This window comes from Pseudomonas rhodesiae, assembly GCF_013285305.1.
Taxonomy (GTDB): Bacteria; Pseudomonadota; Gammaproteobacteria; order Pseudomonadales; family Pseudomonadaceae; genus Aquipseudomonas; species Aquipseudomonas rhodesiae.
Map to the genome: position 1 here is coordinate 5,033,855 of NZ_CP054205.1, position 15,176 is coordinate 5,049,030.

The 15,176-nt window shown below is 60.8% G+C and carries 14 protein-coding genes; 10 read left to right on the forward strand and 4 right to left on the reverse strand.

Going from position 1 to position 15,176, the window contains the following annotated elements:
• Positions 1-18 precede the first annotated feature (18 nt).
• Together HRH33_RS22800 and HRH33_RS22805 are read right to left on the reverse strand one after the other, a co-directional pair.
• Positions 19-1,056, reverse strand: coding sequence for a FecCD family ABC transporter permease (locus tag HRH33_RS22800; RefSeq protein WP_167417901.1), 1,038 nt, complete (start codon positions 1,054-1,056; stop codon positions 19-21).
• Positions 1,053-1,931, reverse strand: coding sequence for a heme/hemin ABC transporter substrate-binding protein (locus tag HRH33_RS22805; protein WP_167417900.1), 879 nt, complete (start codon positions 1,929-1,931; stop codon positions 1,053-1,055). The genes HRH33_RS22800 and HRH33_RS22805 overlap by 4 nt, the downstream gene beginning before the upstream one ends.
• Positions 1,932-2,086: 155 nt before the next feature.
• Between HRH33_RS22805 and HRH33_RS22810 the strand changes: the two genes are divergently transcribed.
• Positions 2,087-2,404 (forward strand): Rieske (2Fe-2S) protein, encoded by a 318-nt coding sequence (locus tag HRH33_RS22810; RefSeq protein ID WP_047882061.1) that lies wholly within the window; start codon positions 2,087-2,089, stop codon positions 2,402-2,404.
• Here HRH33_RS22810 and sfsA read toward each other — a convergent pair.
• The gene (gene sfsA / locus HRH33_RS22815; protein ID WP_167417899.1) at positions 2,401-3,111 is read right to left on the reverse strand and encodes a DNA/RNA nuclease SfsA; all 711 of its coding nucleotides are present in this window, start codon (positions 3,109-3,111) and stop codon (positions 2,401-2,403) included. The two genes, HRH33_RS22810 and sfsA, sit on opposite strands and share 4 nt — an antisense overlap.
• Entirely contained in the window at positions 3,111-4,283 is a 1,173-nt protein-coding gene (locus tag HRH33_RS22820) for a pyridoxal phosphate-dependent aminotransferase (RefSeq protein ID WP_167417898.1), read from the reverse strand. Before HRH33_RS22820 ends, sfsA begins: the two co-directional genes overlap by 1 nt.
• 320 nt (positions 4,284-4,603) lie before the next feature.
• Between HRH33_RS22820 and dksA the strand changes: the two genes are divergently transcribed.
• From dksA to panC, 9 genes are all read left to right on the forward strand, one after another.
• Positions 4,604-5,044 (forward strand): RNA polymerase-binding protein DksA, encoded by a 441-nt coding sequence (dksA, locus tag HRH33_RS22825; RefSeq protein ID WP_034100675.1) that lies wholly within the window; start codon positions 4,604-4,606, stop codon positions 5,042-5,044.
• 83 nt (positions 5,045-5,127) lie between these two features.
• On the forward strand, positions 5,128-6,015 hold the full coding sequence (gene gluQRS, locus HRH33_RS22830) for a tRNA glutamyl-Q(34) synthetase GluQRS (RefSeq protein WP_167417897.1): 888 nt from the start codon (positions 5,128-5,130) through the stop codon (positions 6,013-6,015).
• A 62-nt stretch (positions 6,016-6,077) separates the two neighbouring features.
• Complete coding sequence (locus HRH33_RS22835) at positions 6,078-6,254, forward strand: hypothetical protein (protein ID WP_003176118.1); 177 nt, start codon at positions 6,078-6,080, stop codon at positions 6,252-6,254.
• Complete coding sequence (locus tag HRH33_RS22840; RefSeq protein ID WP_162276695.1) at positions 6,238-9,192, forward strand: sensor histidine kinase; 2,955 nt, start codon at positions 6,238-6,240, stop codon at positions 9,190-9,192. Before HRH33_RS22835 ends, HRH33_RS22840 begins: the two co-directional genes overlap by 17 nt.
• 22 nt (positions 9,193-9,214) lie before the next feature.
• Positions 9,215-10,654, forward strand: coding sequence for a sigma-54-dependent transcriptional regulator (locus HRH33_RS22845; RefSeq protein WP_034139309.1), 1,440 nt, complete (start codon positions 9,215-9,217; stop codon positions 10,652-10,654).
• A 695-nt stretch (positions 10,655-11,349) separates the two neighbouring features.
• Positions 11,350-12,753: a polynucleotide adenylyltransferase PcnB gene (locus HRH33_RS22850; protein ID WP_034100683.1), complete on the forward strand. Its 1,404-nt coding sequence runs from the start codon at positions 11,350-11,352 to the stop codon at positions 12,751-12,753.
• Between the two features lie 2 nt (positions 12,754-12,755).
• Positions 12,756-13,253, forward strand: a complete 498-nt coding sequence (gene folK, locus HRH33_RS22855; protein WP_034100686.1) for a 2-amino-4-hydroxy-6-hydroxymethyldihydropteridine diphosphokinase — start codon at positions 12,756-12,758, stop codon at positions 13,251-13,253.
• Positions 13,254-13,467: 214 nt separating this feature from the next.
• Positions 13,468-14,268, forward strand: coding sequence for a 3-methyl-2-oxobutanoate hydroxymethyltransferase (panB, locus tag HRH33_RS22860; protein ID WP_034100689.1), 801 nt, complete (start codon positions 13,468-13,470; stop codon positions 14,266-14,268).
• Complete coding sequence (gene panC / locus HRH33_RS22865) at positions 14,265-15,116, forward strand: pantoate--beta-alanine ligase (protein WP_034139312.1); 852 nt, start codon at positions 14,265-14,267, stop codon at positions 15,114-15,116. Before panB ends, panC begins: the two co-directional genes overlap by 4 nt.
• Positions 15,117-15,176 lie beyond the last annotated feature (60 nt).

The following is a 15,176-nucleotide window of genomic DNA, read 5'->3' on the forward strand; positions in this document are numbered from 1 at the left end:
CCCCTTCCACTCGCAACATCAGGCGCGTCCTCGTAATAGCAAGTACAGAAAAAACGGCGCGCCGATAAATGCCGTCACAATGCCGATCGGTAATTCAGCAGGCGCCAGGGCAAGCCGTGCGACCAGGTCGGCACACAGCAACAAGCTCGCACCCGCCAACACCGACGCAGGCAATAGCACGCGATGATCAGGCCCAGCAAGCAATCGCACCAAGTGCGGCACCACCAAACCGACAAATCCGATCATCCCCGCCGCAGCCACCGCCGCCCCTACACCCAGGGCGGTGCAAAACACCAGTTCACGTTTAAGCCCTTCGACATCAACGCCCAGGTGGCTCGCTTCAGACTCGCCAAGCAGCAACGCATTCAAAGCCTTCGCCCGCCGCGGCAACCACAGCGCAACCCCCGCAGTTACCAGCAACAACGGCCATAGCCTTGAATAGCTGGCACCGTTGAGGCTACCCAGGTTCCAGAACGTGAGTGTGCGCAACGTGGCGTCATCTGCCAGATAGGTAAACAAACCGACTGCCGAACCGGAGAGAGCCGTTAGCGCAATGCCCGCGAGCAGCATCGTGGCCACATGGGTCTGACCATCACGCCGCCCCAGGCGATAAACCAACGCAGTCACCCCCAGCCCACCGGCAAACGCGCACAACGACAGCACATAGGGCCCGAACACATCCGGCAAACCGCCCAGGAACGCAGAGCCGACAATCGCCACCGCCGCCCCCAAGGCCGCGCCGCTGGACACCCCCATCAATCCAGGGTCCGCCAACGGGTTACGAAACAGCCCCTGCATCGCCCCCCCCGACAACGCCAACACGCCGCCGACCGCCAGGCCCAGCAAGGTGCGCGGCAGCCGGATCTGCCCCAGGATCAGCTCTGCCTGCTCCAGGCCGTGGGCATCGATGGGTAGGCCCATCAAGCGCAAAGCCGCACGAAGCGTATCCCACAGCGGCAGGCTGACGGGCCCTAAAGCCAATGACAGCCAGGTGGCCAACCCGCATAAGAGCGTCAAGCCGATAAACAACGTTCGTGGCTTTACCAGTGTGGTCATGGTGTAGCTTCAGACAAAGTCGGATAGAACCCGGCCGATAATACTTCCAGATTTTGCGGCAGACGCGGCCCCAATCCGCCAACCAACAGAGTGGGGTCCACTTCAAGCACCCGGCCCTGTTTGGCCGCTGGCGTCGACGCCAAAATCGGGTTTTCCTTGAACAGCGCCGCACGCGCCGCCTCCCCTGTCAATGCGCGATCCGCAAACACCAGCACCTGCGGACTCAGCCCCGCCAGCGACTCTGCCGAAAAGGGTTTATAGCCCGTGTGCGTAGCTAGGTTGTGGCCACCCGCCTGGCGCAGCATCCAGTCCGCTGCCGTGTCCTGGCCAGCAACGAGCGGCTTACCACCGGCATTGCCCACCAGCAGCAACACACCCGGCGCCTGCCGAGTCGCCTGGATCTTCACGAGGCGGTTTTTCTGCCGTTGTAGTGCCTGCTCATAATCGCCGAACAGTGCGCGAGCCTCAGCCGCCTTACCGAGTAATATCCCCAGGTGCTCAAGGTTGCTTTTCAGCGCCTGTAAATCTGGCTGTGCGGAAAACATCTCCACTTGCACACCCGCACTGCGGATCTGCGCCAGCACCGGCGGCGGCCCCATTTCTTCGGTGCCCGCCAGTACCTGCGGACGCAGGCTGAGAATGCCCTCGGCCGACAATTGACGCTGGTAGCCAATACTAGGCAACGTTTTAAGTGTCGCGGGATGCTGGCTGGTGGTATCCACACCCACCAGTTTTGGCTCGCCCCCCAAGGCCACGACCCACTCCGACAGCGCGCCACCGGCACTCACCCAGCGTTGTGGTAGTTCAGAGGCCATTGCCCCGTGATTGATGAGCAAACCAACAACAAGCGCAATAGCGCTGGTACTCAGGCGCATAACAGGGTTTCCTTCCAGGGGCTGGGTCTCAGAACGCTTTTCGAGGAGACAGATTGGCCCTGCCAGGCATCGAACGTAGCGCCCCGTCAGCCGACGAGCGAAGCCCGCATTTGATAATTGTTTGCATTTGAACGTCAAGGTACTTAAGGATTGAAATGAAGTTTCTCTGCTCCTCCGCCGCACTGGCACCCAATACCAGCCTCGGCTTTGATATCGACGGGTGCAAGTTATTGGCTGTGCGCCGCGATGGCATTGCCTACTTCTATATCAACCGTTGCCCCCACCGCGGTGTTGCACTGGAGTGGCAACCCGGCCAATTCCTCGACGACAGCGCCAGCCTGATCCAGTGCGCGACCCACGGCGCCTTGTTCCTGATTGAAACCGGCGAGTGCATCGCCGGACCCTGTGCCGGTAAAAGTCTGGTCGCCCTGCCCGGCCGCGAAGACGCACAGGGCCTGTGGGTGGACCTCTAGTCGAGCAGCACGTCCAGGCGGCGATCCACGCAAATCTCTTCGGCCGTGACACGCACGCCATAGGCCAGCACCTCCACCCCCGCCGCCTTGGCCTCGCGCAGCGCCGCGCCATAGGCCGCATCGATTTCCACGGCCGGGCGCACCGCATCGATCCCCGAAAGATTGACGCAGTACAACTGCACCGCCCGCACGCCATCCCGCGCCAGATAGGCCAACTCCCGCAGATGCTTAGCTCCGCGCTGGGTTACCGCATCGGGGAAGGCCGCCACTCTGGAATCATCGAAACCTAAGGTGACACTTTTAACTTCAACGTAGGCCGCGCCATGGGGATAGTCCAAACGGAAGTCGATACGGCTTTTCTCCTGGCCATAGGGGACTTCGCGCTTCAACGCGGTAAAGCCATCCAACTCGGCGATCACCCCAGCGCGCAATGCTTCCTCAACCAACTGGTTGGCGCGCGCCGTGTTCACGCAGGCCAGGCGACCTTGGGGTGTTTCGGCGATTTCCCAGGTGCCGGGCAACTTGCGCTTGGGGTCATTGGAGCGGCTGAACCAGACCTGCCCGCCTTCGACCATGCAATTGAGCATGGAACCGGTGTTCGGGCAGTGAATCGTGAGTAACTCGCCGGTAATGGTTTCGATATCGGTGAGAAAACGCTTGTAACGGCGAATCAAGCGGCCTTCTTCGAGGGGAGGATAAAAACGCATCAGCCTTGCCAACTCCGTAGACCACGGGCGATGCGCTCCACCGCCTCCTGCAGGCGTTCGACGCTCTGCGTGTAGGCAAAGCGCACATGATGGCCGGCCTGATAGCGGCCGAAATCCAGACCGGGCGTGAATGCAACGTGCTCGGTTTCAAGGAAATGACGACAAAATGCGAAGGCATCGCCGCCAAACGCGCGAATATCGGCGTATAGATAGAAGGCCCCTTCCGGCTCGACCTCAATGCCAAAGCCCAGCTCCCGTAGCGCCGGCAGCAGGAAATCGCGGCGGCGACCGAACTCGGCGCGGCGTTCTTCCAGAATGCTCAATGTTTGCGAGGTAAAACACGCCAGCGCGGCATGCTGAGCCATGCTCGGCGCGCTGATGTAGAGGTTTTGTGCCAGCTTCTCCAGCTCACCCACCGCTGCGGGCGGCGCCACCAGCCAGCCCAGGCGCCAGCCGGTCATCCCGAAATACTTCGAAAAACTATTCAAGACGAAGGCGTCATCATCGACTTCCAGCACACTGGCGGCGTCGGTGCCGTAGGTGAGGCCGTGATAAATCTCATCCACCACCAGATGGCCATCGCGCGCTTTGATTGCACTCGACAGCCCGGCCAGTTCGTCACGGGTGAGAATCGTGCCGGTCGGATTCGCCGGCGATGCCACCAGGGCGCCCACACTGTCCTGGTTCCAATGCTTGTCCACCAAGTCGGCCGTCAGTTGATAGCGCACGTCCGGCCCTACCGGCACCAGTTGCGCGGCGCCCTCGACCAAGCGCAGAAAATGCCGGTTACATGGGTAACCGGGGTCTGCCAGCAGCCAGTGCTTGCCCGGGTCAACCAGCAAGCTGCTGGCCAGCAGCAACGCACCGGAACCGCCGGGCGTGATCAGAATGCGTTCCGGATCGACATTCAAGCCGTAGCGTTGCTGATAAAACCCACTGATGGCTTCGCGCAGCTCCGGCAGGCCACGGGCGGCGGTGTAGCGGGTTTTGCCATTGGCCAGCGCGGCCTGGCCGGCCTGGATAATCGGCTCGGCCGTGGTGAAATCCGGCTCGCCGATTTCCAGGTGGATCACATCATGGCCGGCCGCTTGCAGCTCATTGGCGCGTGCCAGTAACGCCATGACATGAAATGGTTCGATGGCGCGGCTGCGCGCACTGTAGGGCTGGGCCATTAGCCTTCCTTAACGGTGAGGACAAAATCAGGATTCTACCGAACCCTCGCGGTAAAACATGCTCTATTGCCTGCTCGGTCGTTCGTGATGAACCCGGCACGCGCCAGCAAAACGACTAAAATCAACATTCGAGGCGATCCATACCCAGCCACAGCGGGCTGCTGCAGTTTGCAACCCCTGAGCGAAGGGCTTCGACAACCGGGAGTGGCGCACCCTGAATCTATCTGGTAAGTTCGCCCGCTTGCAGCCGCAGGGCCGGCAGGTGTCGGTGACGTTGCAATCCTGCGCAATGGATTAGAAGAGTGAGAGGCGGTCTATTCATGTCCACCCAAGCAAAGCAACAGCAGCAGAGCCTCAGCGGCTTCACACCTTACGTCGAAACGAAGGGTGAGGAGTACATGGGCAAGCCCATGCGCCAGCACTTCACCAAGATCCTGCAAAAGTGGAAGCAGGACTTGATGCAGGAAGTCGACCGCACGGTTGACCATATGAAGGACGAAGCCGCCAACTTCCCGGACCCGGCCGACCGTGCCAGCCAGGAAGAAGAGTTCGCCCTCGAACTGCGCGCTCGTGATCGCGAACGCAAGCTGATCAAGAAAATCGACAAGACGCTGCAACTGATCGAAGACGAAGAATACGGCTGGTGCGAATCCTGCGGCGTCGAGATCGGCATCCGTCGCCTGGAAGCCCGCCCAACCGCGGATCTGTGCGTAGACTGCAAGACCTTGGCCGAAATCAAGGAAAAACAGGTCGGCAAATAATCCTGCCGGGCTGACCGAATGGGGCGTGCGAACGCTCCATTTTTGTTTCTGGCGTTTGCCGATTTTCCAGTAGTATCCGGCCCATGACAGCCTCTACCTATATCGGGCGTTTCGCCCCCACGCCCAGCGGCCATTTGCATTTCGGCTCCCTGGTCGCCGCCCTCGCCTCCTACCTCGACGCCCGCGCCAATCAAGGCCTCTGGCTGATGCGCATGGAAGACCTGGATCCCCCCCGCGAAGAGCCCGGCGCCCAGGCGGCGATTCTTTATGCCTTGGAGAGCTATGGATTCGAGTGGGACGGTGAACTCGTCCGACAAAGCGAACGGCATGATGCCTACGCCAAAGTATTGAACGACCTGTTCAACCACGGCCTGGCCTACGCCTGCACCTGCTCACGCAAACAGCTGGAGCCTTACAACGGCATCTACCCGGGCCTTTGTCGTAACGCCGGTCATGACCCGCACGACGCAGCCATCCGTTTGCGTGTTCCGGAACTGGAATACCACTTTACCGACCGAGTACAGGGCCATTTCCGACAGCACTTGGGCCGTCAGGTCGGCGATTTTGTTATCCGTCGGCGCGACGGCCTCTACGCCTACCAGTTGGCCGTGGTGTTGGACGATGCCTGGCAGGGCGTGACCGACATCGTGCGCGGCGCCGACCTTTTGGACTCCACGCCACGCCAGCTGTACCTGCAAGAACTGCTGGGCTTGCGCCAACCGCGCTATTTGCATGTACCGTTGATCGTTCAGCCGGACGGCCACAAATTGGGCAAGTCCTATCGCTCACCGCCGTTGACACCCGACCAAGCCACGCCTTTGCTGTTAAGAGCCTTGCGTGCCCTTGGCCAACAACCGGGCAGCGAACTGCTCTACGCCAGCGCGCGCGAGCTGCTCGATTGGGGCGTCCGGCATTGGGATGCCAACCGCATCCCGCGCGCGCTTACGTTGGCAGAAGCGCAATTGAGCTGAAGGCGCTTGCAGCTTGCCAGCCATCCGTTACCATCGCGGCAGTTTTTAACTCAGAGGCCAACATGTACATCTATCGATTGGTCCTGCTGTTGGTCGTCGGGATCTACCTGTTTTCCCCCGCCATCATGGATTGGTGGATCGACGCCACCGGCGCCTGGTATCGCCCGTATCTGCTGTGGCTGATCCTGATCGTCGTGACCTTCATCCTGCAGAGCCAAAAAGATGCCGATGAGCTTTAGCCTCACTCAGATGCTGCTGATCAGCGCCGCCTACCTGGCCGCGCTGTTCGGCGTCGCCTGGATCAGTGAGCGCGGGATGATCCCGCGGGCGATCATTCGCCATCCATTGACCTACACCTTGTCCTTGGGGGTCTACGCCAGCGCCTGGGCGTTCTATGGCACGGTGGGCCTGGCTTATCAGTATGGCTACGGGTTTCTGTCCAGCTACCTCGGCGTATCCGGAGCATTCCTACTGGCGCCGGTGCTGCTGTACCCCATATTGAAAATCACCCGAACTTACCAGCTGTCGTCCCTGGCCGACCTGTTTGCGTTTCGCTTCCGCAGCACCTGGGCCGGTGCGCTGACTACCGTGTTCATGTTGATTGGCGTGTTGCCCTTGCTGGCCTTGCAGATCCAAGCGGTGGCCGACTCCATCAGCATCCTTACCCATGAGCCGGTGCAGCATCGCGTGGCCCTGGCGTTTTGCGCGCTGATCACGCTGTTCACGATTTTCTTCGGTTCACGCCACATCGCCACCCGCGAAAAGCACCAGGGGCTGGTATTCGCGATAGCCTTCGAATCGGTAATCAAGCTGATCGCCATTGGCGGCGTCGGTCTCTATGCTCTCTATGGCGTGTTCGATGGCCCACAACAGTTGGAGCTTTGGCTGCTGCAGAACCAGACCGCCCTCGCCGCCCTGCACACCCCTTTGCAGGAAGGCCCGTGGCGCACATTGCTGCTGGTGTTCTTCGCGTCGGCAATCGTGATGCCGCACATGTATCACATGACGTTCACCGAGAACCTCAACCCCCGCGCGCTGGTGAGCGCAAGCTGGGGCCTGCCGCTGTTCCTGCTGTTGATGAGCCTCGCCGTGCCGCTGATCCTCTGGGCCGGCCTGAAGCTGGGCGCTACCACCAACCCGGAATACTTCACCCTCGGCATTGGCATGGCCGCCAATAGCCCGGCCCTGGCATTGCTGGCCTATGTCGGCGGTCTGTCGGCGGCCAGTGGCCTGATTATCGTCACCACCCTGGCGCTGTCGGGCATGGCGCTCAACCATTTGGTGCTGCCGCTGTACCAGCCGCCGGCGGAAGGCAATATCTACCGCTGGCTGAAATGGACACGCCGTGCGCTGATCGTCGCCATCATCATGGCCGGCTACGGCTTCTACCTGATGCTCGGCGCTGGGCAAGACCTGGCCAACCTGGGCATCGTGGCGTTTGTGGCCACCTTGCAGTTCTTGCCGGGGGTGCTGTCGGTGCTGTACTGGCCGACCGCCAATCGTCGTGGTTTTATCGCGGGGCTGCTCGCGGGGATTCTGGTGTGGGTCGTGACCATGCTGCTGCCACTGGTCGGCAACCTCCAGGGTTTCTACATCCCGTTGCTGAATATGATTTACGTATTGGACGACACCAGTTGGCACATGGCCGCGATTGCCTCCCTGGCCGCCAACGTTTTGATGTTCACCCTGATCTCGCTGTTCACCAACGCCAGCCCCGAGGAAACCAGCGCCGCCGAAGCCTGCGCAGTGGACAACGTGCGCCGCCCGCAACGCCGTGAACTGCACGCAGCCTCGCCCCAAGAGTTCGCCACGCAACTGGCCAAACCCCTGGGCGCCAAGGCCGCACAAAAGGAAGTCGAGCAAGCGCTGCGCGATCTTTATTTGCCCTTTGACGAGCGCCGCCCGTATGCGCTGCGCCGCCTGCGCGACCGCATCGAAGCCAACCTGTCCGGCCTGATGGGCCCCAGCGTTTCCCAAGACATGGTCGAAACCTTTCTGCCCTACAAGGCCGGCGGCGAAAACTACGTGACCGAAGACATTCACTTTATCGAGAGTCGCCTGGAGGACTACCACTCGCGCCTCACCGGCCTGGCCGCCGAACTCGATGCGTTACGCCGTTACCACCGCCAGACCCTGCAGGAGTTGCCCATGGGCGTGTGCTCCCTGGCCAAGGATCAAGAGATTCTGATGTGGAACAAGGCCATGGAAGAGCTGACCGGTATCGCCGCGCAGCGCGTAGTGGGCTCGCGCCTCACGACTCTGGGCGAACCGTGGAAAGAGTTGCTGCAAGGTTTTATCAACCTGCCTGATGAGCACTTGCACAAACAGCACCTGGCCCTCGATGGCCAGACCCGCTGGCTCAACCTGCACAAAGCCGCCATCGACGAGCCCCTGGCCCCCGGCAACAGCGGTTTGGTGTTACTCGTGGAAGATTTGACCGAAACCCAGATGCTCGAAGACAAACTGGTGCATTCCGAGCGCCTGGCCAGCATTGGTCGCCTGGCTGCGGGTGTGGCCCACGAGATCGGCAACCCGATCACCGGCATTGCCTGCCTGGCGCAGAACCTGCGCGAAGAACGGGAAGAAGACGGTGAAATCACTGAAATCAGCGGGCAGATCCTTGAACAGACCAAGCGCGTATCGCGCATCGTGCAGTCGTTGATGAGCTTTGCCCATTCCGGCGCTCATCAGAATCAGGACGAGGCGGTGTGCTTGGCTGAGGTCGCGCAGGATGCCATCGGGCTGCTGGCCTTGAACCGACGCAATTTCGAAGTACAGTTTTTCAACCTGTGCGATCCCGATCATTGGGTCGACGGCGACTCGCAACGCCTGGCCCAAGTCCTGATCAACCTGTTGTCCAACGCTCGCGACGCCTCGCCCCCCCACAGTGCGGTACGCGTCAAGAGCGAGGCTTTCGAGCACACGATCGACCTGATCGTGGAGGATGAAGGCAGCGGCATTCCACAGAACATCATGGACCGATTGTTCGAACCCTTCTTCACTACCAAGGATCCGGGTGAAGGCACCGGTCTGGGCCTTGCACTGGTCTATTCCATCGTTGAAGAGCATTATGGACAAATCACCATCGACAGCCCGGCTGACACCGAAAGCCAACGCGGCACCCGTATTCGGGTGACCTTGCCGCGTCATGTCGAAGCGACGTCCGCTGTGAACTGAGACCGTCGAGAGAATTGAATCAATGCCGCACATTTTGATCGTCGAAGACGAAACCATTATCCGCTCTGCCTTGCGTCGCCTGCTTGAACGCAATCAGTATCAAGTCAGCGAAGCCGGCTCGGTGCAGGAAGCCCAGGAGCGCTTCAGCATTCCCACGTTCGACTTGATCGTCAGCGACCTGCGCCTGCCCGGGGCGCCCGGCACTGAGTTGATCAAACTCGGCCAGGGCACCCCGGTGCTGATCATGACCAGCTACGCCAGCCTGCGCTCGGCAGTGGACTCCATGAAGATGGGCGCGGTGGACTACATCGCCAAGCCTTTCGACCATGACGAAATGCTCCAGGCAGTGGCCCGCATCCTGCGCGACCGCCAGTCGGCCAGCAGCGCCCCCGCCGAGCAGCGCCCCGCCGGCAAGGCCGCCAACGGCTCAGACAAGCCCGGCGTCGACAACAGCAACGGCGAGATCGGCATCATCGGCTCCTGCCCACCGATGCAGGACCTTTACGGCAAGATCCGCAAAGTCGCCCCCACCGACTCCAATGTACTGATCCAGGGTGAATCCGGGACCGGTAAGGAACTGGTGGCCCGCGCCCTGCACAACCTCTCCAAGCGCGCCAAGGCTCCGATGATTTCGGTGAACTGCGCGGCGATCCCAGAATCGCTGATTGAATCCGAGCTGTTCGGCCACGAGAAAGGCGCCTTTACCGGCGCCAGCGCTGGACGTGCGGGCCTGGTGGAAGCGGCGGACGGCGGCACGCTGTTCCTCGACGAAATCGGCGAGCTGCCGCTGGAAGCACAGGCGCGGCTGCTGCGAGTACTGCAGGAAGGCGAGATTCGCCGTGTAGGCTCGGTGCAATCGCAAAAGGTGGATGTGCGCCTGATCGCGGCGACCCACCGCGATCTCAAGAGCCTGGCCAAGATCGGTCAGTTCCGCGAAGACTTGTACTACCGCTTGCATGTGATCGCTCTCAAACTGCCAGCGTTGCGCGAGCGTGGCGCCGACGTCAACGAGATCGCCAATGCCTTCCTGCAGCGTCAAAGCGCGCGCATCAACCGTACCGACCTGAAGTTTGCCCCGGACGCCGAACAGGCTATTCGGCATTACTCATGGCCGGGTAACGTGCGCGAGCTGGAGAACGCCGTGGAGCGCGCGGTGATTCTGTCGGAAAGCCCGGAAATTTCCGCTGAGCTGCTGGGCATCGACATCGAACTCAGCGACCTGGAAGACGACGAGTTCATCGGCTTGGCGCCGCAACAGGGCGCGGCCAGTAACACCAGCCATGAGCCGACGGAAGATCTGTCGCTGGAAGATTACTTCCAGCATTTCGTCCTGGAGCATCAGGACCACATGACCGAGACCGAGCTGGCGCGCAAATTAGGCGTGAGCCGCAAGTGCCTGTGGGAACGCCGTCAGCGCTTGGGCATTCCTCGGCGTAAGACCGGTGTGGCCAGCGAGAGCTGAGCGCGCGCCCACCGGTAACACCGGCAAATGTGAAAAAACTGTTACCGCGGACAATCCGCGTAACAAAAGCCGGGGCTTACGGTAACGAAGCCCCGGCTTTTTTTGGCCTGTCAAAAAACCGAAACCTCTTCAACCCCCCGGTTTTGCTGGACGGCACAAAAGTTGGCACGCCCCCTGCTATATGCTTAGTACAAAAACAATAACAAGCTTTGTACAAGACAATAAAAATAAGACGAATCGACTCACGCATAACAAAAACAACACGGCGGAGGCGCAGCTAACTGATTCTTTTGGAGAGGCGTTGCATTTGGGGCTTGCCCCGCAACCAGGCCGAGAACAACAAAAACTGCCCTAAGGCAGAGCCTGAACTGGTTGGATCGTAGATCAGCAACACAGCGACCAAAGCAATCCGTTTGCTCTTGACTCCCGATTGGGAGTGTCATGAAGGTGAAGCTTCATGGCGAGGGCGATCAACAAAAACAAGAAGCCCGAAATCAATAATAAAAATAGAGCACGCAACTACTTCTGGGGGAGCTTCGGCTCCCCTTGTAGTTTCCGCGATTTGACCTTCCAAAGCTTATGGCGCAATGCCTGTAGCTTGTTCCTACACCATCCCCTGACTAAATGCTAGAATCTCGGCCCATCATGCGGTCATTCTTCGTTTTGGCCGAACATTCCTTCAAACAGTGCATCCCATGCTGAAGAAGCTGTTCCAGTCATTCCGTTCTCCCTTGCGTCGTACGCAACACAAACGCAGCACGCCTGAAGTGCTCAATAGCAGCCAGCATTCGCTGCAACGCGCTCAGTTCAGCCGTTATGCGGTGAATATCGTCGAACGGTTGCAGAACGCCGGCTACCAGGCCTATCTGGTGGGTGGTTGCGTACGCGACATGCTGCTCAACATCACGCCCAAGGACTTCGACGTCGCCACCAGCGCCACGCCCGAACAAGTGCGCGCCGAGTTTCGCAATGCGCGGATCATCGGTCGCCGGTTCAAATTGGTGCATATCCACTTTGGCCGAGAAATCATCGAAGTCGCCACATTCCGCGCCGGGCATCCGCAAAACGATGAAGAGGAAGACACCAACCAGTCTTCCCGCAACGAAAGCGGGCGTATCCTGCGTGACAACGTGTACGGCACCCTGGAAGAAGATGCGCAGCGCCGCGACTTCACCATCAACGCCTTGTATTACGACCCGGTCAGCGAGCGCATCCTCGATTACGCCAACGGCGTGCACGATATTCGCAACAACCTGATCCGCCTGATCGGCGACCCGACCCAGCGCTACCAAGAAGACCCGGTACGCATGCTGCGGGCCGTGCGGTTCGCCGCCAAGCTGAACTTCGGGATCGAGAAACACACCGCCGCCCCCATTCGCGACCTGGCGCCGATGCTGCGGGAAATCCCCTCGGCGCGCCTGTTCGAAGAAGTGCTCAAGCTGTTCCTCTCGGGTTACGCGGCCGATACCTTCGAAATGCTCGTCGACCTGCAGTTGTTCGATCCGCTGTTCCCGGCCAGTGCCGAGGCGCTTGAATACAACCCGACCTACACCCACACGCTGATCAGCGAAGCGCTGATCAATACCGACCTGCGCATCAAGCAGAACAAGCCGGTGACACCGGCCTTCCTGTTTGCTGCGCTGTTGTGGCCAGCCCTGCCAAAACGTGTGCTGCGCTTGCAGGAACGGGGCATGCCGCCGATTCCGGCCATGCAGGAAGCCGCTCACGAGTTGATCGCTGAGCAGTGCCAGCGCATTGCGATTCCGAAACGTTTCACCCTGCCGATCCGCGAGATCTGGGACATGCAGGAACGCCTGCCACGCCGCAGCGGCAAACGCGCCGATCTGTTGCTGGACAACCCGCGCTTCCGCGCCGGCTACGATTTCTTGCTATTGCGCGAAAGCGCCGGCGAACAGACCGACGGCCTGGGCGAATGGTGGACCGACTACCAGGATGCCAATGACAGCGAACGCCGCGAGATGATCCGTGAGCTGGGCAGCAAAGGCGATGGTGCTGGCGAAGGGCCGAAAAAGCGTCGTCGCAGCGGTGCCAAGCGCAAACGTAGCGCCGCCGATGCATCGGGCACCGCAGGCGAGTAACCGTGGAACGTATCTACATCGGCATGGGCAGCAACCTGGCGGCCCCGGAGCAACAACTGCGCAATGCTGTCCAAGCGCTGGCGCGGTTGCCCGGCACTACCCTCGCCGGGGTGTCCGCCTTCTATCAAAGTGACTCCCTATTGCCCGGGCAACCGCGTTACACCAACGCAGTGGCAGCCTTGGACAGCGACCTGGCGCCCCTGGACCTGCTCGACGCGCTGCAAGCTATCGAAAATGACCAAGGCCGCGAACGCCTCGAACGCTGGGGCCCTCGTACCCTCGACCTGGATATCCTGCTGTTTGGCGACCACCTGATCGACCAGCCGCGCCTGAAAGTGCCCCACTACCAGATGCACCTGCGTGCGTTTGTGTTGTACCCGTTGGCCGAACTGGCGCCCGCCGCATTGCAATTGCCGGATGGCAGACGCCTCAGCGCCCTGCTTGAAGCCTGCCCGTTTGTTGGCCTGGAACGGCTCCCCGTTGCTGAATCGCGTCAGTAACAGCGGTAACACCGCCGTCGTAACAATGCGGTAACACATCCAATTGACTTCCCGTGTCCTCCTCACGACTATAGGCGTCCCGCTGCCGCCAACCCGGCGCTAAAGGGCGCAATCCAGGCCTTATAAGCACTGCTCTCAAGACAGTGCGCCTGTATAAACGAAGACTCACGCGCGTTACTCGCTGTTTCCAAGCGCCTGAACGAGGACCCTTTTCATGCCAGACATTACCCTGACCACCTTGCAGAGCCTCAAGCTCAAAGGTGAAAAAATCGCCATGCTGACCTGCTATGACGCCACTTTCGCCCACGCCAGTTGCCAGGCCGGGGTCGAAGTGTTGCTGGTGGGCGACTCCCTGGGCATGGTTCTTCAAGGGAATGACAGCACACTGCCTGTGACCACGGATGAACTGGCGTACCACACCGCCAGCGTCAAGCGCGGCAATGATGGTGCGTTCATCATCGCCGACCTCCCATTCATGGGTTACGCCACCCTCGAACAAACCTTCCTGAACGCCGGCAAACTGATGCAGGCTGGCGCCCACATGGTCAAGGTCGAAGGCGCCGTATGGCTTGCCGAGTCGATCCGCCTGCTGGCTGAGCGCGGCGTGCCGGTATGCGCGCACATGGGCCTGACCCCGCAGTCGGTTAACCTGCTCGGCGGCTATAAAGTGCAAGGCCGTCAGGAAGCCCAAGCGCGACAGATGCGTGCCGACGCCATCGCCCTGGAGCAAGCCGGCGCCGCAATGATTCTGCTGGAATGCGTACCGAGCGAACTGGCCGCTGAAATCACCCAGGCCGTCAAAGTACCGGTGATTGGAATTGGCGCCGGTTCGGCCACCGATGGCCAGGTACTGGTGCTGCACGACATGCTCGGGCTGTCGATCAGCGGCCGGGTTCCGAAGTTCGTCAAGAACTTCATGCTCGGCCAGGACAGCATCCACGCCGCCTTGAGCGCCTATGTCGCCGAAGTCAAAGGCGTGACCTTCCCCGGCGCCGAACACGGATTTTCTGCATGAACACCGTAAAAACCGTACGAGAACTGCGATCGGCCGTGGCCCATGCGCGCAAGGCCGGCAAACGCATCGGCTTTGTGCCCACCATGGGCAACCTGCACAGCGGCCACGCCACGCTGGTGACCAAGGCCGCGCAGCAGGCCGAGTTCGTGGTGGCGAGTATCTTCGTCAACCCACTGCAATTCGGGGCCGGCGAAGACCTGGAGAAATACCCCCGCACCCTGGCCGCCGACCAGGAAAAACTCCTGCAGGCCGGCTGCAACCTGCTGTTCGCGCCGACCGTCGAAGAGATGTACCCCGACGGCATGGCCGGCCAGACCCGCGTCAGTGTTCCGCAATTGTCCGAAGGCCTGTGTGGCGCCAGCCGCCCCGGTCACTTCGAGGGCGTGGCCACGGTGGTCAGCAAGCTATTCAATATGGTTCAGCCAGACATCGCGGTGTTTGGTCAAAAGGACTACCAGCAACTGGCCGTGATTCGCGCCATGGTGCGCGACCTGAACATGCCGATCCAGATCATCGGCGAACCCACCGTACGCGCCGACGACGGCCTGGCGCTGTCCTCGCGCAACGGTTACCTCAGCGATGAACAACGTGCCATCGCGCCGGTGCTGTACCGCAGCCTCAGCCAGATGGCCGCTGCGATCAAATCCGGCGATCGCGATTTCGCCAGGCTGCGCGCCGAACAGGTGGAGCAGATCGAAGCCGCCGGGTTGCGCCTGGATTACCTGGAAGTGCGTCAGGGCATAAATCTGCGCCCGGCCACGGCCGAAGACCGTGACCTGGTGATTCTGGTCGCCGCCTATCTGGGCGCAACCCGCCTGATCGATAACCTGCACTTGACCCTCGACTGACCCTGCCGACACTCCGCCATTGCTCCGCCCGCTGTGCCGGTATAAAAAAGTACCGGCTAC